The 18,254-nt window shown below is 72.4% G+C and carries 16 protein-coding genes; 9 read left to right on the plus strand and 7 right to left on the minus strand.

Annotation, left to right across the window (positions count from 1 at the left end; translation table 11 throughout):
• Positions 1 to 116: 116 nt before the first annotated feature.
• Together ACFRAV_RS29295 and ACFRAV_RS29300 are read left to right on the plus strand one after the other, a co-directional pair.
• A complete protein-coding gene (locus ACFRAV_RS29295) occupies positions 117 to 599 on the plus strand; it encodes a nucleotidyltransferase domain-containing protein (RefSeq protein WP_382559998.1) in 483 nt (160 codons plus the stop codon).
• Between the two features lie 344 nt (positions 600 to 943).
• Positions 944 to 3,013 carry a glycosyl hydrolase family 28-related protein gene (locus ACFRAV_RS29300; protein WP_382560001.1) on the plus strand — a complete coding sequence of 690 codons (2,070 nt, stop codon included), beginning with the start codon at positions 944 to 946 and terminating at the stop codon, positions 3,011 to 3,013.
• 235 nt (positions 3,014 to 3,248) lie between these two features.
• Here ACFRAV_RS29300 and ACFRAV_RS29305 read toward each other — a convergent pair whose 3' ends face one another.
• Positions 3,249 to 3,962: a hypothetical protein gene (locus ACFRAV_RS29305; protein WP_382560003.1), complete on the minus strand. Its 714-nt coding sequence runs from the start codon at positions 3,960 to 3,962 to the stop codon at positions 3,249 to 3,251.
• Positions 3,963 to 4,385: 423 nt separating this feature from the next.
• Here ACFRAV_RS29305 and ACFRAV_RS29310 point away from each other — a divergent pair, with 423 nt between their 5' ends.
• On the plus strand, positions 4,386 to 5,780 hold the full coding sequence (locus ACFRAV_RS29310; RefSeq protein ID WP_382560006.1) for a glycoside hydrolase family 43 protein: 1,395 nt from the start codon (positions 4,386 to 4,388) through the stop codon (positions 5,778 to 5,780).
• Between the two features lie 58 nt (positions 5,781 to 5,838).
• Positions 5,839 to 8,172, plus strand: coding sequence for a beta-L-arabinofuranosidase domain-containing protein (locus ACFRAV_RS29315; RefSeq protein WP_382560008.1), 2,334 nt, complete (start codon positions 5,839 to 5,841; stop codon positions 8,170 to 8,172).
• A gap of 176 nt (positions 8,173 to 8,348) precedes the next feature.
• Here ACFRAV_RS29315 and ACFRAV_RS29320 read toward each other — a convergent pair whose 3' ends face one another.
• The 4 genes from ACFRAV_RS29320 to ACFRAV_RS29335 all read right to left on the minus strand — a co-directional run bounded on the left by ACFRAV_RS29320 (position 8,349) and on the right by ACFRAV_RS29335 (position 12,485).
• Positions 8,349 to 8,762, minus strand: a complete 414-nt coding sequence (locus tag ACFRAV_RS29320; RefSeq protein WP_382560011.1) for an FKBP-type peptidyl-prolyl cis-trans isomerase — start codon at positions 8,760 to 8,762, stop codon at positions 8,349 to 8,351.
• A 100-nt stretch (positions 8,763 to 8,862) separates the two neighbouring features.
• Positions 8,863 to 9,447 (minus strand): DinB family protein, encoded by a 585-nt coding sequence (locus tag ACFRAV_RS29325; protein ID WP_382560014.1) that lies wholly within the window; start codon positions 9,445 to 9,447, stop codon positions 8,863 to 8,865.
• Between the two features lie 139 nt (positions 9,448 to 9,586).
• A complete protein-coding gene (locus tag ACFRAV_RS29330; protein ID WP_382560017.1) occupies positions 9,587 to 11,110 on the minus strand; it encodes an aldehyde dehydrogenase family protein in 1,524 nt (507 codons plus the stop codon).
• A gap of 64 nt (positions 11,111 to 11,174) precedes the next feature.
• A complete protein-coding gene (locus ACFRAV_RS29335) occupies positions 11,175 to 12,485 on the minus strand; it encodes a GAF domain-containing protein (protein ID WP_382560020.1) in 1,311 nt (436 codons plus the stop codon).
• 198 nt (positions 12,486 to 12,683) lie between these two features.
• On the opposite strand from ACFRAV_RS29335, the gene rpmG reads away from it, so the two are divergent.
• The 3 genes from rpmG (at position 12,684) to ACFRAV_RS29350 (ending at position 13,588) form a co-directional block, all read left to right on the plus strand.
• A complete protein-coding gene (gene rpmG, locus ACFRAV_RS29340) occupies positions 12,684 to 12,848 on the plus strand; it encodes a 50S ribosomal protein L33 (RefSeq protein ID WP_382560022.1) in 165 nt (54 codons plus the stop codon).
• 105 nt (positions 12,849 to 12,953) lie between these two features.
• Positions 12,954 to 13,271 (plus strand): hypothetical protein, encoded by a 318-nt coding sequence (locus ACFRAV_RS29345; protein WP_382560025.1) that lies wholly within the window; start codon positions 12,954 to 12,956, stop codon positions 13,269 to 13,271.
• 32 nt (positions 13,272 to 13,303) lie between these two features.
• Positions 13,304 to 13,588, plus strand: coding sequence for a hypothetical protein (locus ACFRAV_RS29350; RefSeq protein WP_351115624.1), 285 nt, complete (start codon positions 13,304 to 13,306; stop codon positions 13,586 to 13,588).
• A gap of 46 nt (positions 13,589 to 13,634) precedes the next feature.
• Here ACFRAV_RS29350 and ACFRAV_RS29355 read toward each other — a convergent pair whose 3' ends face one another.
• Positions 13,635 to 14,822 carry an ROK family protein gene (locus ACFRAV_RS29355; RefSeq protein ID WP_382560028.1) on the minus strand — a complete coding sequence of 396 codons (1,188 nt, stop codon included), beginning with the start codon at positions 14,820 to 14,822 and terminating at the stop codon, positions 13,635 to 13,637.
• Positions 14,823 to 14,935: 113 nt separating this feature from the next.
• Positions 14,936 to 16,363, minus strand: coding sequence for a xylulokinase (gene xylB / locus ACFRAV_RS29360; protein ID WP_382560031.1), 1,428 nt, complete (start codon positions 16,361 to 16,363; stop codon positions 14,936 to 14,938).
• 212 nt (positions 16,364 to 16,575) lie between these two features.
• Between xylB and xylA the strand changes: the two genes are divergently transcribed.
• Together xylA and ACFRAV_RS29370 are read left to right on the plus strand one after the other, a co-directional pair.
• Entirely contained in the window at positions 16,576 to 17,742 is a 1,167-nt protein-coding gene (gene xylA / locus ACFRAV_RS29365; RefSeq protein ID WP_351115628.1) for a xylose isomerase, read from the plus strand.
• A 233-nt stretch (positions 17,743 to 17,975) separates the two neighbouring features.
• The gene (locus tag ACFRAV_RS29370; RefSeq protein ID WP_166026225.1) at positions 17,976 to 18,155 is read left to right on the plus strand and encodes a hypothetical protein; all 180 of its coding nucleotides are present in this window, start codon (positions 17,976 to 17,978) and stop codon (positions 18,153 to 18,155) included.
• The last annotated feature ends 99 nt before the right edge of the window (positions 18,156 to 18,254 follow it).

The following is an 18,254-nucleotide window of genomic DNA, read 5'->3' on the forward strand; positions in this document are numbered from 1 at the left end:
GCACACCCCCAGCGAGGTCAAGGCCGCCGTCACCGGCAGCGGCCGCGCGGACAAGGCGCAGCATCCCCGCGGCGGGCGCCGGTTCCGCGGCGGAGTGCGAAGGAGGCATCACCGCGATGGACATCACGGACCTCTTCGGCGTCCTGGATGCCCTGGAGCCGACGGGCACGCGGTGCTGGGTCGCCGGCGGCTGGGGCGTGGACGTCCTGGCGGGGCGGCGGACGCGCGAGCACCGGGACGTCGACCTGGCCCTGGACGCGGCGGGCGAGCCCGCGGCGCTGGAGGCCCTGGCGTCGCTCGGCTACCGGGTGGAGACCGACCAGCGACCGACACGGGTCGAACTCGCGGCGCCGGGGCGTCGCTGGGTCGACCTCCACCCGGTGGTGTTCGACGCCGACGGGGTGGGCCGGCAGCCCGACCTCCACGGCGGCTTCTTCCCCTACCCGCACGGCGCCTTCGCCCGGGGCCGTCTCGACGGCCGCACGGTGCCGTGCCTGTCGGTCGAGCAGCAGCTCGCCTTCCACCGCGGCTACCCACCGCGAGAGGTCGACCACCTCGACGTCGCCCTCCTGCGGAGCCTGCGGGACGCCCGGCGGTGAGCGCCACGCGAGGCTTGCGCGCCGACGCCCCGCTTCAGGGGCGTACCACCCGGGGGGCTGCCTACCGGCCTGCACCTGGGAGCCCCATCAACCCGCCCCACCTACGGATTCACGCCACGCGCCCGCACCGCCGGGTCCGCGCCGCCGGGTCCGTACTTCAGGGTCCGCACCACCGGGCTCGGACCGCCGGGTCCGCACCTGAGTGCCTCACCGACACGCCCGACATCACGGACCCACCGACCCATCGTTCCCACAAGTCCCCAGCGGCTCACCCGCACCCGCAGGACCGCACCCATCGGCCCAACTTCCCCACGGGCCCCTCACCCACAGGAACGAGTGACTCCATGGCACGGAAGCTCACCGCGGCGGCCACCTCGCGCAGATCGGGCGGTCCGCCCCGCCGAGGCGTCGCCCTGCTGCTCGCCGCACTCACCGTGGCGGCGGGACTCGCCGCCACCCCGGCCGTGGCGGCCGACGCCGCCACGCGCACGGCCACGGTGCCCGCCGCCACCCGAGCCGGCCTCGCCCCCTCGCTGGTCACCGGCCGAGGCGCGGACCTCGGCCTCGTCGAGCAGGAGGCGGAGTCGGCCACGACCACCGGCACGGCCATCGGCCCCGACCGCGCCGCCTACACGCTGCCCTCCGAGGCGTCGGGCCGTTCCGCCGTCAAGCTGCTGAAGGGGCAGCACGTCGAGTTCACCCTACCGGCCGACGCGAACGCGATCACCGTGCGCTACAGCATCCCCGACGCCCCGGACGGCGGCGGCATCACCGCGCCCCTCGACGTCACGGTCGACGGCCGCGGACGCACGCCGATGACCCTGACCTCGCAGTACTCCTGGCTCTACAACCAGTACCCGTTCACCAACGACCCGGACGCCGACCTGCTGCACCCCGACTGGTGGATCACCGAGTGCGGCTGCGTCCCGAAGGAGACCACGCCCGCACCGCAGATCACCAAGCCCTTCCGTCCGCACCACTTCTACGACGAGCAGCGCCTCCTGCTCGGGCGTACCCACCCGGCGGGCGCCAAGGTCCGGCTGACGATGCCCGCCAGGTCGACCGCCGCGTGGACGGTGATCGACCTGCTCGAGTCGCAGCGCGTCGGCAGACCGCAGGCCGCTCCCCGCGCGGCGGTGAACGTCCTGGCCTTCGGCGCGGACCCCACCGGACGCCGTGAGTCCGCGGCCGCGCTCGACCGCGCCATCGCGCACGCCCGGCGCGCCCACCGCACGGTCCACATCCCGCCGGGCACGTACCAGGTGAACCGGCACATCGCCGTCGACGACGTCACGATCGAGGGCGCCGGCAGCTGGTACACCGTCATCAAGGGCCGCGAGGTCGAACTCGAGACCCCCGCGCCCGACGGCTCGACGCACACCGGGGTCGGCTTCTACGGCAGAAGCGCCGCCGAGGGCGGCAGCCATGACGTCCACCTCTCCGGTTTCGCCGTCGAGGGCGACGTCCGCGAGCGCGTCGACACCGACCAGGTGAACGGCATCGGCGGCTCGCTCAGCGACTCCTCCGTCGACGGTCTGTACCTCCACCACACCAAGGTGGGCATGTGGTTCGACGGCCCGATGAAGAACTTCACCGCGACGAACAACGTGATCACCGACCAGATCGCCGACGGCCTCAACTTCCACACCGGCGTCACCGACTCCGTCGTGCGCAACAACCTCGTGCGCAACTCGGGGGACGACGGCCTCGCCATGTGGGCGGAGAGGACCACCAACGCCCGCAACACCTTCGACCACAACACCGTGCAGTCGCCGGTCCTGGCGAACGGCATCGCGATCTACGGCGGCGCGGACACCACCGTTTCGCACAACCTGATCGCCGACCCGGTCCGCGAGGGCAGCGCCCTGCACGTCGGCGCGCGCTTCGGCGCCGAGCCGTTCACCGGGCACCTGTGGATCAGGAACAACACCACGGTGCGGGCGGGCACCTACGAACTGAACTGGAAGATCGGCCTCGGCGCGATCTGGTTCTCGGCACTGGACAAGGACATCGCCGCCGACATCCGGGTGACCGGCGACCACTACCTCGACAGCACCTACAACGCGATCATGCTGGTCGCGGACTGGCCGGTGAAGGACCTGTACTCCATCGACGACGTCCACTTCACGGACGTCAGGGTGGACGGCACCGGCACCTCCGTGGTGAGCGCCCGGGCGGCGGGCGGCGCGACCTTCGAGAACGTCGACGCCCGCAACGTGGGCGCGGTCGGCGTCAACAACTGCGGAACCTTCCACTTCACCCCGGCCGGCTCCGAGTTCGCCCTGACCGACCTCGGGGGCAACGACGGCGGCGGGACGGCCGGCCCCTGGCTGGGGGAGTGGCTCCTGCCCAACACCCTCACCTGCGACGACCGCCCCCCGGTGGTTCCGCCGCCGTCGCCGGCGCCGTGGTGACGCGCTGACCGCGCACGACCAACACGCCCGAGACTGCTCCCATGAGCGCCTGAGTTGTCCACGCCGCTCCCGGGCGAGGAGGAGAGGGCGCGCCAGGTGCTCCTCGCGGGCCGCCGCCCGCGAGGAGGCCTGGCGGCGAGGGACCGGTCGCCTCGGTTGCCGCCGCGCCACGGCGGCAACGCCGGCCTCGTCGGCCTCACTTTCCCGCTGTGGTGCGGGACCGCCGCGGGCACGGTCAGGGGCTCAGCTCCGGATACTGGGTCCTCTGGTAGGCCGACAACTGGGAAAGTGCCAGCTCACCCGCGCCGCGGCAGATGGGGCAGACACGCCGGGTGGCGCACTGGGGGCAGCGGCCGCGCCCGTGCGGCTCGCTCGGCAGCCACCCGCGGCCCCCGCAGCAGTCGCAGGCGCCGAGGCCGTCGCACTCGTAGCAGAGCAGGTGGCCGGGCGCGAGCGTCGCGGACGTCCGGACCGGCTCCGGCCACCGGAACTCCCGCGGCTCGTACAGGGCCGTCACCGGGGTCCGCCCGAGGAACAGCACGGCGGAGCCGTAGGCGTCCACACGGAGCTCGACGACGTTGCCGTCGGGGTGGCGGGCGGTCAGGCGGTACCGGTCACCCGTGTCGTCGGTGGCCCACTCGGGCTCCCCGCCCTTCCCGCCCTCCTCGTCCTCCGCCGGCTCCAGGACCTCCCACCCGGCCCGGCCGAGCGACCTCGCCGCACGGGGCACGATGCCGGCGGCGGCGACTCCGGCGGGTCGGTGCCCGCGGAACGTGGTGGAGTACCGGTACCCCAGGGGCTCGTGCCAGTCGACGACCGCGGGCTCACCGAGAGGGAGCAGGCCGAGGTCGGTGCCAGGGGTGAGGTCCTCGACCAACTTCACGAGCGCCGCTCGGAGGTCACGCCCGAGCCGGTCCAACTCCGCGCGTGCGCCGGGTACCTCCGCCACGTGAACCCCTTCACTCCGGCCGGTCAGGGCATCCTAGGGGAGTCACGAACGCGCCGGACCGACGTGAATCGGCCGAGCCTGCTGCGGGGACCGATTGTGAGCGCTAACATTCCACGGCTCTGAACTGGACGAACGCGTTCCCCGTGATGCACCGGCCGCTGGCTCGGAACCGCCTCCACCGCCTCATCCGGCGCACGACTCTTGCTCCCCGAGAGTGTTAGCGCTCACACTGACTGCCGAACAGCCCTACCGCTCATAGGACCGGCCCAGGGCCGGCCTTCCGTGATCGCCTCACGGCCTGTGGCACCCCCCGCTCCTCCTGCCGCACCCGGCTCCGCCGCGGTCACCTCCTCCCCGCGCGTGGGCCGAGATCCGAGGAGGAGGCCGGCGTCCCGAGCCCGACAGCAGAGCTGGAGAGAGAGCATGCACCTCAGCAGACGATCGTTCGGTCTGGCCGCGGCGGGAGCCGCGCTCGGAGCCCTCGCGCCCGCCACGCGCGCGGCGGCGGCCCCCTCGGCCGTCGCGGCGGCCAACACGGCATACGCCATGGTCTACTTCACCGAATCCCCGAACGGCCAGGGCGCGGACTACGGCCTGCACCTGGCGGTCAGCCGGGACGGACTCAACTGGACCCCGCTGAACCAGAACCGTCCCGTCGTCACCCCTTCCGCCGGCGAACAGGGCCTGCGCGACCCCTTCATCCTCCGCAAGCAGGACGGCGCCTTCGTCGTGCTCGCCACCGACCTCAAGGGCACCGACTTCAGCCGCTGGAGCCAGTACCTGCACGTCTACGACTCGACCGACCTCAGCGGGTTCACCGGCTACCGCCGCCTCCAGATGCACACGTCGAGCACCCACACCTGGGCGCCGACCGCCTTCTGGGACGCCTCCCGCGGTCAGTACGGCATCGTCTACTCGGCGGTCAACGGCGGACGCGACGTCCTGATGGCCAACTGGACCACCGACTTCCGTTCGGTCGGCTCGCCCCAGGTGTACTTCAGCCCCAGCCCCGGCGTCCTGGACGGCGACGTCGTCGTGGACGGCGGCACCACCTACCTGTACTACAAGAACCTCAGCGACGGCCTGCTCTACGGTGCGAGGTCCTCCACCGGCGCGCCCAACAGCTTCACCACCTACACCAGTGGGCTCAGACAGGGGAACGCCATCGAGGCGCCCCTGCTCGTCAGGAACAACGAGGGCGGCTGGCGGCTGTGGGGCGACTCGTTCAGCCCGGTCAACAACGACTACTACGCCTGGTCGCAGACGAACATCGGCGCCAACTCCTGGGCGCCGATGAACCAGCGCGACTACACGCCCCCGCTGAACTCCAAGCACGGCTCCATCATCGGCATCACCGACGCCGAGTACGCGGCCGCGGTCGGCCGCTGGGGCGCACCCGAGTGGGTGCGGCTGAAGTCGTACAACTTCCCCGACCGCTTCGTGCGGCACGCCGACCGCCTGGGCCGTATCGACGCCTACCCCTTCGACCCGTACCAGGACCAGCTGTGGCGGACCGTCCCCGGGCTCGCCTCCTCCTCGGGTGTCTCCTTCGAGTCCGTCAACTACCCGGGCAACTACCTGCGGCACAGCAACTACGCCGTGCGTCTCGACCCGGACGACGGCACCGCCACCTTCCGGGCTGACGCGACCTTCCAGCGGACGGCGGGCCTCGCCGACTCCTCCTGGGCGTCGTTCCGTTCCCACAACTTCCCCACCCGTTACCTGCGGCACAGCAACTACCAGCTGCGCATCGACCCGCTCGACACGGCGTCCAGCGCTTCGGACCGGCAGGACGCCACCTTCCGCGTCGCGCCGTAACCCCCGGACCCGGTCTCCGACGGGAGACCTCCGACCAAGGAAAGAAAAGAGGTGCACGGTGTCCTTACCCCTCAGCAGACGGCGCCTTCTGCAGACCGCCGGGGCGGCGGCCGTCGCGTCCGTCGCCGAGCCGCTTCTGGGCGGCTCGCCCGCGCAGGCGGCCGTCCTCCCTCCCGCGCGTGCCGACATCGGGGTCCTGGCCCATCCCTTCGAGTTGGGGCAGGTGCGGCTGACCGCGAGCCGGTGGCTGGACAACCAGAACCGCACACTGAACTATCTGCGGTTCGTCGACGTCGACCGGCTGCTGTACAACTTCCGAGCCAACCACCGGCTGCCCACCAACGGGGCGTCGGCGAACGGCGGCTGGGACGCCCCGTCGTTCCCCTTCCGCACCCATGTGCAGGGACACTTCCTCACCGCCTGGGCGCAGTCCTACGCGGTGACCGGCGACACCGTGTGCCGGGACAAGGCGACCCGCATGGTCGCCGAGCTGGCCAAGTGCCAGGCCAACAACGCCGCGGCCGGGTTCGGCGCCGGATACCTCTCCGGGTTCCCCGAGTCGGACTTCACCGCGCTCGAGCAGCGGACCCTGTCCAACGGTAACGTGCCCTACTACGCGGTCCACAAGACGCTCGCCGGCCTGCTGGACGTCTGGCGCCTGATCGGCAGCACCCAGGCCCGCGACGTGCTGCTCTCCCTCGCCGCCTGGGTCGACCGGCGCACCGGCGCGCTGAGCACCGCACAGATGCAGGCGATGCTCGGCACCGAGTTCGGCGGCATGAACGACGTGCTGGCCGACCTGTACCAGCAGACCGGCGACGCACGATGGCTCACCGTCGCGCGGAGGTTCGACCACGCCTCGGTCTTCGACCCGCTGGCGGCCAACCAGGACCGGCTGAACGGACTGCACGCCAACACCCAGGTCCCCAAGTGGATCGGCGCGGTGCGGGAGTTCAAGGCCACCGGCACCACCCGCTACCGCGACATCGCCGGCAACGCCTGGAAGATCTGCGTCGGCGCGCACACCTACGCCATCGGCGGCAACAGCCAGGCCGAGCACTTCCGGGCCCCGAACGCCATCGCCGGCTACCTGAACCAGGACACCTGCGAGAGCTGCAACACCTTCAACATGCTGGACCTCACGCGGGAGTTGTACACGCTCGAGCCGGACCGGGCGGAGTACTTCGACTACTACGAGCGGGCCTGGCTGAACCAGATGATCGGCCAGCAGAACCCGGCCGACTCCCACGGACACGTCACCTACTTCACCCCGCTGAACCCGGGCGGCAGACGCGGCGTGGGGCCGGCCTGGGGCGGGGGCACGTGGAGCACGGACTACAACTCGTTCTGGTGCTGCCAGGGAACCGGCCTGGAGATGCACACCCGGCTGATGGACTCGGTGTACTTCCACAACGGCGACACCCTGACCGTCAACCTGTTCGTGCCCTCGGTCCTGAACTGGTCGCAGCGCGGCATCACCGTCACCCAGACCACCTCCTATCCGGTGGGCGACACCACCACCCTCCAGGTCACCGGGAACGCCGGCGGCACCTGGCCCCTGCGCATCCGCATCCCCGCCTGGACCACGGGCGCCACCGTCAGCGTCAACGGCGCCGTCCAGAACATCCAGGCCACCCCCGGCAGCTACGCCACCCTCACCCGTACCTGGAGCGCCGGCGACACGGTCACCGTCCGGCTGCCCATGCGGGTCGTCGTACGGGCGGCCAACGACAACCCGGACGTCGCCGCGGTCACCTACGGCCCGGTCGTGCTGTCCGGCAACTACGGCAACACCACGCTCACCTCCCTGCCGCGCCTGGACACCGCCACGCTCAGGCGCACCAACAGCACCTCGCTGGCCTTCACCGCCACGGCCGGCGGGTCCACCGTCAACCTCGGCCCGTTCCACGACGCGCACGGACACAACTACACCGTCTACTGGAACACCGGCGGCGGCTCCGGCACGCCGACCGGATCCGTCCGGCTGGTCAACGCGGCCAGCGGCATGGTCCTGGGCGTCCAGGACATGTCCACCGCGGACGGTGGCCGCGCCCTGCAGTGGGACGACTCGGGCACGGCCGACCACAACTGGGAGATGATCACCGACGGCGACGCGGTCCGTCTGCGCAACGTCCACAGCGCCAAGGTGCTCGGCGTGCAGGACATGTCGACGGCCGACAACGCGACCGTCCTTCAGTGGGCGGACAACGGCACCGCCGACCACCGTTGGACGCTGCTGGCCCAGGGCGACGGGACCTACAAGATCCGCAACGCCCACAGCGGCAAGCTCCTCGGCATCGCCGGCAACTCCACCGCCCGCGGCGCCTTCGCGGTCCAGGCCCCCGACGACGGCTCCGCGGACAACCGCTGGCGCCTCGTGAACAACACCTGACGGCGGTCCCGGCGGCAACCGGCCGCCGGGACCGACCCTGGTCGCTCCGGGGGCGGGCGGGGGGGCCACCGCCCGCCCCCGGAGGTCGGTAGGGCCGCTCCAGGCGCCCCCGGCGCGCAGGGTGTGGGCCCTCGGCGTCGGACCGGTGATCGATCACCGCCACTCACACGCCCTTGTCAGGACCTCCAGGTGTTGCTCCACCCGTGGGTGCTGGAGTACGAGTCCAGCAGGTCGACGACGAAGACCAGGGTCGAGCCGGCCGGGATCAACGGCGAGGGCGACTGACTGCCGTAGCCGAGACGCGGGGGAACGATGATCTCGCGTCGACCGCCGACCTTCATCCCCCTCACCCCCCGGTCCCAGCCCTTGATGACCTTGCCACCGCCCAGGGCGAACTTGAACGGCTGATCGCGGTCCCAGGAGGCGTCGAACTGCTTCCCGGACTCGAAGGTCACCCCGACGTAGTGGACCAGGACCACCATGCCCGGCCTCACCTCGTCTCCGTCCCCGACGACCAGGTCCCGGACGGTCAGCTCAGTAGGAGCGTCGCCCTCCGGCAAGGCGACCTCGGGCTTCGTCAGTTCACTCATCGCAGGCTCATCACCATCAGTCAGAAGTTCTCCGCACGGACCGTTCGCGGCCCTGCTGAAGGTACCGATCGCCTGGGGCCGACGGTTACGGGACAGCCCTTCAGGCCTCGTGCGGCGCCACCGCCCTCGCGGCCCGCTCGATCTTCGCCCGGTGGGCCGCGCGGGCCTCCTCGTCGATCCGCTGTTCGTGTTGGGGCCGCAGCCCGGTGCGGCCGTCGAGGCCCTCGCGCAGGATGTCGGCGTGCCCGGTATGCCGGACGGTCTCGCCGAGCACGTGGATCAGCACGCCGAACAGGTTGGTGTCGGCATGGGGTCCGGACCACCACGGCACGCGGCCGGGGGCGTCGAGGGGGAGCCCGTCGATCGTCGCGTCGGCGTGCTCCCAGGTGCGCCGGTAGAACGCGACGATCTGCTCGCGGGTCTCGTCCTCGGCAGCCCACAGATCGCTGCCGTCGGAGTCCTGCCACCGGGGCAGCGGCTCCGGGGAAGGGCGGCCGAAGACCTCGCCGAAGTACCTGGCCTCGACGGTGGCCACGTGCTTGACCAGGCCGAGCAGGTTGGTCCCGGTCGCGGTCAGGGGCCGACGGGCGTCGTACTCCGACAGGCCGTCGAGCTTCCAGAGCAGCGCCGTGCGGTCCTGGCGCAGTCTCCCGTGCAGGGTGTCCTTCGCGAAGTCGTCGATCATGCGGCATGAGCCTGCCACGGGCCGTCCGTCATCTCAAGATCCAGCAGGCGGCTCCGGCTCCGGCCGTCACCGGTCGCCGGGGGACGACGGAAGGGTGCCTGCCCCGCGTCCTCGCCGGACAGGCACCCTTCCGCGGGTCTCAGAAGAACCCGACCTCCTTGGCGGAGTAGGAGACCAGGAGGTTCTTCGTCTGCTGGTAGTGCTCCAGCATCATCTTGTGGGTCTCGCGGCCGATGCCCGAGCCCTTGTATCCGCCGAAGGCGGCGTGCGCCGGGTAGGCGTGGTAGCAGTTGGTCCACACGCGGCCCGCCTGGATGGCGCGGCCCGCCCGGTAGGCGGTGGTGGACTCGCGGGTCCAGACGCCGGCGCCCAGGCCGTAGAGGGTGTCGTTGGCGATCTTCATCGCGTCGTCGAAGTCGTCGAAGGAGGTGACGGAGACGACCGGGCCGAAGATCTCCTCCTGGAAGATCCGCATGCTGTTGTCGCCCTCGAAGATGGTCGGCTGGACGTAGTAACCGCCCTGCAACTCGCCACCGTGGTCGATGCGTTCGCCCCCGGTGAGCACCTTGGCTCCTTCCTGGCGGCCGATGTCCAGGTAGGACAGGATCTTCTCCAACTGGTCGTTGGAGGCCTGGGCGCCGATCATCGTGTCGGTGTCCAGCGGGTGGCCCGGGACGATCCGCTCCGTCCGCTCGACGGCCGCGGCGAGGAAGTCGCCGTAGTGACCGCGCTGGATCAGCGCGCGGGAGGGGCAGGTGCAGACCTCGCCCTGGTTGAGGGCGAACATGGCGAAGCCCTCCAGCGCCTTCGTGAAGAAGTCGTCGCGGGAGCGCGAGACGTCGTCGAAGAAGATGTTCGGCGACTTGCCGCCCAGTTCCAGGGTGACCGGGGTGATGTTCTCCGAGGCGTACTGCATGATCAGGCGGCCGGTGGTGGTCTCGCCGGTGAACGCGACCTTGGCGACCCGCGGGCTGGAGGCCAGCGGCTTGCCGGCCTCCACGCCGAAGCCGTTGACGATGTTGAGGACGCCCGGCGGGAGCAGGTCGGAGACCAGACTCAGCCAGTAGTGGATCGAGGCGGGCGTCTGCTCGGCGGGCTTGAGGACGACCGCGTTGCCCGCCGCCAGCGCGGGGGCGAGCTTCCAGACCGCCATCAGGATCGGGAAGTTCCACGGGATGATCTGGGCGACCACGCCCAGCGGCTCGTGGAAGTGGTAGGCGACGGTGTCGTCGTCGATCTCCGCGAGGGAGCCCTCCTGGGCGCGGACGGCTCCCGCGAAGTAGCGGAAGTGGTCGATCGCCAGAGGGATGTCGGCGGCCAGCGTCTCGCGGACCGGCTTGCCGTTCTCCCAGCTCTCGGCGACCGCCAGCTTCTCCAGGTTCGCCTCCATCCGGTCCGCGATCTTCAGCAGGATGCCGGCGCGTTCCGTCGCGGACGTGCGGCCCCAGCCCGGCGCGACGGCGTGGGCGGCGTCCAAGGCGCGTTCCACGTCCTCCCCGGTGCCGCGCGCGACCTCGGTGAACGGCTGCCCGTTCACGGGGGACGGGTTCTCGAAGTACTGGCCGCGGGCCGGCGGCACGTACGCGCCGCCGATGAAGTGGTCGTACCGCGACTGGTAGGAGACGATCGCGCCCTCGGTGCCCGGTGCTGCGTAACGGGTCATCTGTCTGCCTCCCGGAGATGCGCCGCCCGCCGTCGGACGGCTCGATCAGCTCTGGTCGGGCAGGCTAGGAGGACCGACGTTGCACGGACGTTGCGTGCCGTCGCCCAGGTGCGAACAGCGCTGCCGGGAGGCCGAGTTCGCGCTCCAGGGCGGTGAGCCGGGAGCGGACGGCGGGGGTGGGGCGGACCGCGGCGAGGGCGCGCCAGACGTCGAGGTCGTCCTCGCCCCACGGGGAGTGCGCCCAGTCGGCCAGCAGGTCCGCGTCACCCCGGGCGATCAGCGCCGCGCGCAGGCCGTCCGCCGTCCGCCGCCGCAGCCGGATCACCGCGGGGGCCTGCGAGGAGGGCAGCAGCGGTCCCGGGTACGCGGCCGCCGCCGCGGCGACCGCGCCGGTCTCCAGCCGCCGCTCCACCAGATCCACGTCCGCCTCCACCGGCAGGGTCAGCCGGTACGGCCGTGAGGCCAGCACGTCAGGGCCCAACGTCCGTCGCAGTCGCGTCAGTTCGGCGCGCAGGGTCACCGGTGGCACGGTCTCGTCCGGGTAGAGCGCGCAGGCCAGCTCCTCGCCGCCCAGGCCCTCGGGGTGGCGCGCGAGCAGCACCATGATCTCCGAGTGCCGCCTGCTCAGGCGCAGCCGCCGTCCGCCGGGCGCCCGCAGCAGCGCCTCGTCCCGGCCGAGCGCGGTGAGTTCCAGGGCGCCGTCCCCGTGCGGCGGCGGCGCCAGCAGGGCGAGCTGCGACTCGACGGCGCGGGCCACGGCCTGGACGAAGCCGAGGCTGTGCGGGTGGGCCAGTCCGTCGCCCCCGGTGATGTCGACGGCGCCGAGCGTCCGGCCGGTGCGGGGATCGTGCACAGGGGCGGCGGCGCAGGTCCACGGCTGCGCCTGACGGCAGAAGTGCTCCGCGGTGAACACCTGCACGGGGCGGTCGACGGCGACGGCGGTGCCGGGCGCGTTGGTGCCCACCGCGCTCTCCGACCAGCGGGCGCCCGGTACGAAGTTCATCGCGTCCGCGCGCCGCCGCACCGAGGGGCAGCCCTCCACCCACAGCAGCCGTCCGTGCGCGTCGCAGACCGCCAGCAGATGGCCGCCGTCGTCCGCGAAGGTGCCGACCAGCTCACGGATCAGCGGCATCATCCGGGAGAGCGGGTGCTCGGCGCGGTAGGCGTCGAGGTCGGCGTCGGTCAGTTCGACGTCCGCCGAGCGGTCGGGTCCGACACCGGCCCGGGCGGAGCGCCGCCAGGACTCCGCGACCACCGGGCGCACCGGCCGGGGGACGGTTCCGGCCAGGGTGAACGTCTCGTGGGCCCGGCGCAGGTCCCGTGCCCGCTCCGCCGGATCGGCTCCCGGCTCCAGGGCCACCCATGGATCGGTCAACTCGGCTCCCCGCAAGGCGACGGCGACGTGCGGTCTTCGTCACATCCTCGTGCGGGGCGGGGAGGGCGGCAAGGCGTCGGGCGGAGGGATTCGGTGGAGGAGGGTGCGGGGCCGGGAGCCGGAGCTCCCGCCACGGGACGCCCGGGGAATGCGACGCCGGTCCGCGCTGTTGGCATGAACCGATCGAGAGGAGGACCCATGGCACGGAGTACCGCACGTCCCGTGGTGAAGCTGAGGTCGACCGCCGGAACCGGGGTCACGTACGTGACGCGGAAGAACCGGCTGAGCGACCCGGACCGGATGACCCTGCGCAAGTACGACCCGGTGACCCGGGAGCACGTCCTGTTCCGCGAGGAGCGTTAGGACCACGTGATCGAGGGGGCGGTTCCGCGACGGCGGGACCGCCCCCTCGGCGTACCTCGCGCCGGGGTGCTGACTTCTCGCGCCTCGTCGGCCATCATCTCTGTCATGAACACGACTGCACGGGCGAGTCTTGTCCTGTCCTCCGCCGCGATGCTCGTCCTGGGCGCGGCCGGCGCCGGACAGGCGGCCCCCACGCCACCGGAGCACGCGGTCATCGTCTGCGACAGCGCCAGCTTCTACGCCAACTACGACAGCTCCTCCGGCCCGACCGGCCTGAAGCGGGTGCTGTACCGGGGCGACAAGGTCGGCCACACCCGCGGCGCCCACCCGGTCTACAACGGCTGGGCGGCCACCTTCGACTACGGACCCAACGACTGGGGCTACGTCCGGCAGGAGTGCCTGGGCGGGTTCGGTTCCTGGTGATCCCTGTCACCGGACCACGTGGAGGACGCCTGATGACGCGCACGCGTACGCTCACCGCCCTGCTCCTGGCCCTGGCCGGGACGACCGCCCTCTCCGCGAGTCCCGCCGCCGCAGCCGACGGCAGGGCCGGCGTCCGCGAGACCGTCTGCGCCCAGGACCTGTACGTGCGGACCACCGCGCCGCACGGGGCGTGGATGGGCACCCTGTACCGGGGACAGACCTTCCTGGTCGAACAGGCCGGCGGGGACTGGGTCTACGGCTTCGCCTACGGGGACATCAACCGCCGGGGTTGGGTGCAGAACGGCTGGTTCTGCTGAACGGGCTCCCCACGGGCGCACCGCACGCGGCGGGGGAGCGGGGCCCTCAGGCGTCCCGCTCCGCCACCGAGGCCGGGTCGTCGAGCACGCCGCGGATGACCGAGTGCGCGGCGCCCAGCAGCGGCCCCTCGGGGCCCAGCCGCGAGACCGACACCTCGCAGGTACGCCCCGCCGTGCGGGCCGACAGCTCCTCGCGCAGCGTCGGCAGCACCCATGGAGCCAGGGCCGACAGCTCACCGCCGAGCACCACGGCCTGCGGGTCCAGCAGGTTGACCGCCCCGGTCAGGGCGATGCCCAGTGCCGACCCCGCGTCCCCGAGCGCGGCCCGGACCGCCTCGTCTCCCGCCTCCGCGCGCTCCGCGAGCAGACCCACCCGGCCCTCGCCGGGGTCGAGGCCGACCTTGCGCAGCACCGCGTCCTCACCGGCGTACTGCTCCAGGCAGCCCACGCCGCCGCAGCCGCACGGCGGCCCGTCGGGGCGCACCGGCACATGGCCGAGCTCGCCCGCGAAGCCCCGGACGCCACGCAGCAGCCGGCCGTCCACGACCAGGGCCGCACCGATGCCGATCTCGGCGGACACGTGCAGGAAGTCGGGCGGGGTGTCCTTGCCCAGCCACAGCTCGGCCAGGCCGCCCAGGTTGGCCTCGTTGTCGACGCTCGGCTCGAGTCCGCAGGAGAGCAGGGCGCCCAGGTCCGTCCGGTGCCAGCCCAGGTTGGGGGCGCGGACCACGGTCCGGGTGTCGCGCGCCACCAGACCGGGCACCGCGACCTTGAGCCCCGCGGGCCAGAGCCCCTCGCCGTCGGCCTCCGTCACCACCTGGCGGACCAGGTCGCCGAGCTCCTCCAGCACCGGCTCCGGCGCACGCCCGCGGTTGGGCCCGTAGCGGACCGCACGGGCCCGCACCTCGCCGCGCAGGTCGACCGCGCACACCGCGAGGTGGTCGACGCCGACCTCGGCGCCGATGCCGGCCGGACCGTGCGCGCTGACCGTGAGCGCGGAGCCGGGCCGGCCGCGGCCCGCCGTGCCGTTGCGCTCGGGACCCAGCTCCTCGAGCAGCCCCCACCGCACCAGGTCGTCGACGAGGGTCGAGACGGCGGCCCTGGTCAGGCCTATGCGCGAGGCCACCGCGGCGCGCGAGAGCGGACCCTCGTCGCGCACGGTGTGCATCACCCTGCCGAGGTTGCGCCGGCGCATGCCGGCCTGGGTGTCGGGGAGCTGCTTGCGTGCGGTCATACCTCTTCCTGGGCCCGGCCCCGCGCGTCCACGGACGCGGGAGGCCGGGCGGTCGTCCGCCCCATGATCTCCGACCGCGGTTCCGTGCGGAACCGCGGGTCGTCGCGGTCGGGTCAGGCGCCCTCGAGCAGCGGCGTGGCGGCCGAGAGCACCGAGCCGATGCGCTCCAGCGCGGCGTCGTCACGCTCCACGGCGTCCAGCACCGGGCCGTCCGCGGTGTTCCAGCGGCGGGCGACGGCGGCCGGGTCCTCACCGGTCAGCAGACCGGCGGCCTGCGCCGCGGCGCCGAGCGCCACCAGCTCCTGCGCCTGCGGGATCTGCACCGGGCGGCCGGACAGGCGGCGCACGGTGTTGCGCCAGGCGTCGCCGCGCGCGCCGCCGCCGATCAGGAGCAGCGGGGTGGTGCGATCGGCGTCCTCGTCCAGGACCAGGTCCAGCGCGGCCAGCAGCGAGTGCACCGCGCCGTCGTAGGCGGCCTGCAGCAGCTGGCCCGGCGTGGTGTCGTGGCGCAGACCGTGGATCAGGCCCGAGGCGTGCGGCAGGGCAGGGGTCCGCTCGCCGTCCAGGTAGGGCAGCATCGTCACGCCGGAACCGGGCTCCACGGCCTGCCGGTCGAGGCCGAGCAGCTCGGCCATGCGGTCGACGGCCAGCGTGCAGTTCAGCGTGCAGGCCAGCGGCAGCCAGCCGTCGTTGGCCGCGGCGAAGCCGGCCACCGTGCCCGTCGGGTCGGCCGGACGGCGCCCGGTCACCGCGTAGACGACACCGGAGGTGCCCAGGCTCATCACCGGGGTGCCGGGACGCACGCCCAGGCCGAGCGCGGCGGCGGCGTTGTCGCCGGTGCCGGGCGCGACCAGCACGCCCTCCGCCAGCGGCAGGCCGGAGCGGACCGTGCCGGCGGCCTCGCCCGGGCGGACCACGCGCGGGAGCAGGGCCGCGTCCAGGCCGATGTGCTCGAGGGTCTTGGCGTCGTACTCCTCCGTCGCCGACGCCCACCAGCCGGTGCCCGAGGCGTCACCGCGGTCCGTGGTGCCCTCGCCGGTCAGCCGCTCGGTCAGGTAGTCGTGCGGCAGGCGCACGGCGGCGACGCGGGCGGCGGCCTCCGGCTCGTGCTCCATCAGCCAGGCCCACTTGGTGACCGTGAACGAGGTGCTGGGCACGGAGCCGGTGCGCTCGGCCCAGGCCTCCGGGCCGCCGAGCTCCTCGATCAGGCGGCGGGTCTGCGGGGCGGAGCGGACGTCGTTCCACAGCATCGCGGGGCGCACGGGCTCACCGGCGGCGTCCAGGGTCACCAGGCCGTGCTGCTGACCGCCGACCGAGATCGCCTTCGCCTCGCGGACCACGTCCCCGCACTGCTCCAGCGCCGAGCACAGCGCGTCCCACCAGACGCTCGGGTCGCTCTCGCGGCGGTCGCCGCCGGTGACCGTGTGCTTGGCCTGGCCGCTCGCCACGACGCGCCCGGTGGCGACGTCGACGACCAGCGCCTTGGTGGACTGGGTGGACGAATCCACGCCGACGACGTACGTACCCTCGCTGGCTGACATCGGGCTCTCCCTGTGGTTCCGCGGCATGCGGGATTCTGCCTGGTGGACCGTGGTACTCGCGACCGTGTCGGCCGTGAGCGCCACGCTTCGTCGCCCGGCCGGATCCGTCACGCGGGTCACAGCCCCGGGTTGTCTCTTCCCAGCGACGTGGTTGCATACTAATTTGTAAACCGGCCTGACGAAATAGTCGATCCCGAGCGAGGAGCCACGTCATGAGCATCCAGCCCACCCCCGAGGACAAGTTCACTTTCGGTCTTTGGACCGTCGGCTGGCAGGGCAAGGACCCCTTCGGCGACGCCACCCGTCCCGCCCTCGACCCGGTGGAGAGCGTCAACCGCCTCGCCGAGCTCGGTGCCTACGGCGTGACCTTCCACGACGACGACCTGATCCCCTTCGGCTCCTCGGACGCCGAGCGTGAGGCCATCGTCAAGCGCTTCCGCGAGGCGCTGGACGCCACCGGCATGAAGGTGCCGATGGCCACCACCAACCTCTTCACCCACCCGGTCTTCAAGGACGGCGGCTTCACCGCCAACGACCGCGACATCCGCCGCTACGCGCTGCGCAAGGTCATCCGCAACATCGACCTCGCCGTCGAGCTGGGCGCCACCACCTACGTCGCCTGGGGCGGCCGTGAGGGCGCCGAGTCCGGTGCCGCCAAGGACGTCCGCGTCGCCCTCGACCGGATGAAGGAGGCCTTCGACCTCCTCGGCGACTACGTCGTCTCCCAGGGTTACGACCTGAAGTTCGCCATCGAGCCCAAGCCGAACGAGCCCCGCGGCGACATCCTCCTCCCCACCATCGGTCACGCCCTGGCCTTCATCGAGCGCCTCGAGCGCCCCGAGATGGTCGGCGTCAACCCGGAGGTCGGTCACGAGCAGATGGCCGGTCTGAACTTCCCGCACGGCATCGCCCAGGCGCTGTGGGCGGGCAAGCTCTTCCACATCGACCTCAACGGCCAGTCCGGCATCAAGTACGACCAGGACTTCCGCTTCGGCGCCGGTGACCTGCGCCAGGCGTTCTGGCTGGTCGACCTGCTGGAGAGCTCCGACTACGCGGGCCCGAAGCACTTCGACTTCAAGCCCCCGCGGACCGAGGACATCGACGGCGTCTGGGCGTCGGCGGCCGGCAACATGCGCAACTACCTCCTGCTCAAGGAGCGCGCGCTGGCCTTCCGCGCCGACCCGGAGGTCCAGGAGGCGCTGCGCGCCGCCCGCCTCGACGAGCTGGCCCAGCAGACCGCCGCGGACGGCCTCGAGGGCCTGCTCGCGGACCGTTCCGCCTTCGAGGAGTTCGACGTCGACGCCGCCGCCGCGCGCGGCATGGCGTTCGAGCGCCTCGACCAGCTGGCCATGGAGCACCTGCTCGGCGCCCGCGGCTGATCACCGCCCCGTCAGGCGACACCCGCCCCGCACCGCTTCGGCGGTGCGGGGCGGGTGCGTTCACGGGGTGTGCGCGGGTGTGCGCGGTCGCCCGGTCGGCCTAAGGGCGGCGTCTCAGGGTTTTCTCAGGGGTGGGTCGGGGGCCTGTCGGGGCTCCGGGAGGAACCGTCCGGGAGCCCCAGGGCGTTCACTGGAGGAAGAGCGGCAACGCGCCGCGAAGGAGGCGACCGAAGATGTCGAGGAACGCGAAGATCGCCGCAGGGGCCACGGCAGCCGGACTGGTCCTGCTGTTCTGGCTGCCGTGGTGGGTGTCCCTGCTCATAGTGCTCGGAGTCCCCGCCGCCTACTTCGCCCTGGACCCGGGGCAGCGACGCCGGCTCCGCCGGGTCTCACGCAAGCAGATCGGGCGCTGACGCCTAGTAGTGCTTCGTTACGTTGAGTGATCTCGGCTGGTGGTGGGCAGCCTTCCGGAGTGAAGCTGGGGGAAGTGGAACGGCTCCGGGGTGAGTTGG

The sequence above is a fragment of the Streptomyces sp. NPDC056600 genome, assembly GCF_042792855.1.
GTDB lineage: Bacteria > Actinomycetota > Actinomycetes > Streptomycetales > Streptomycetaceae > Streptomyces.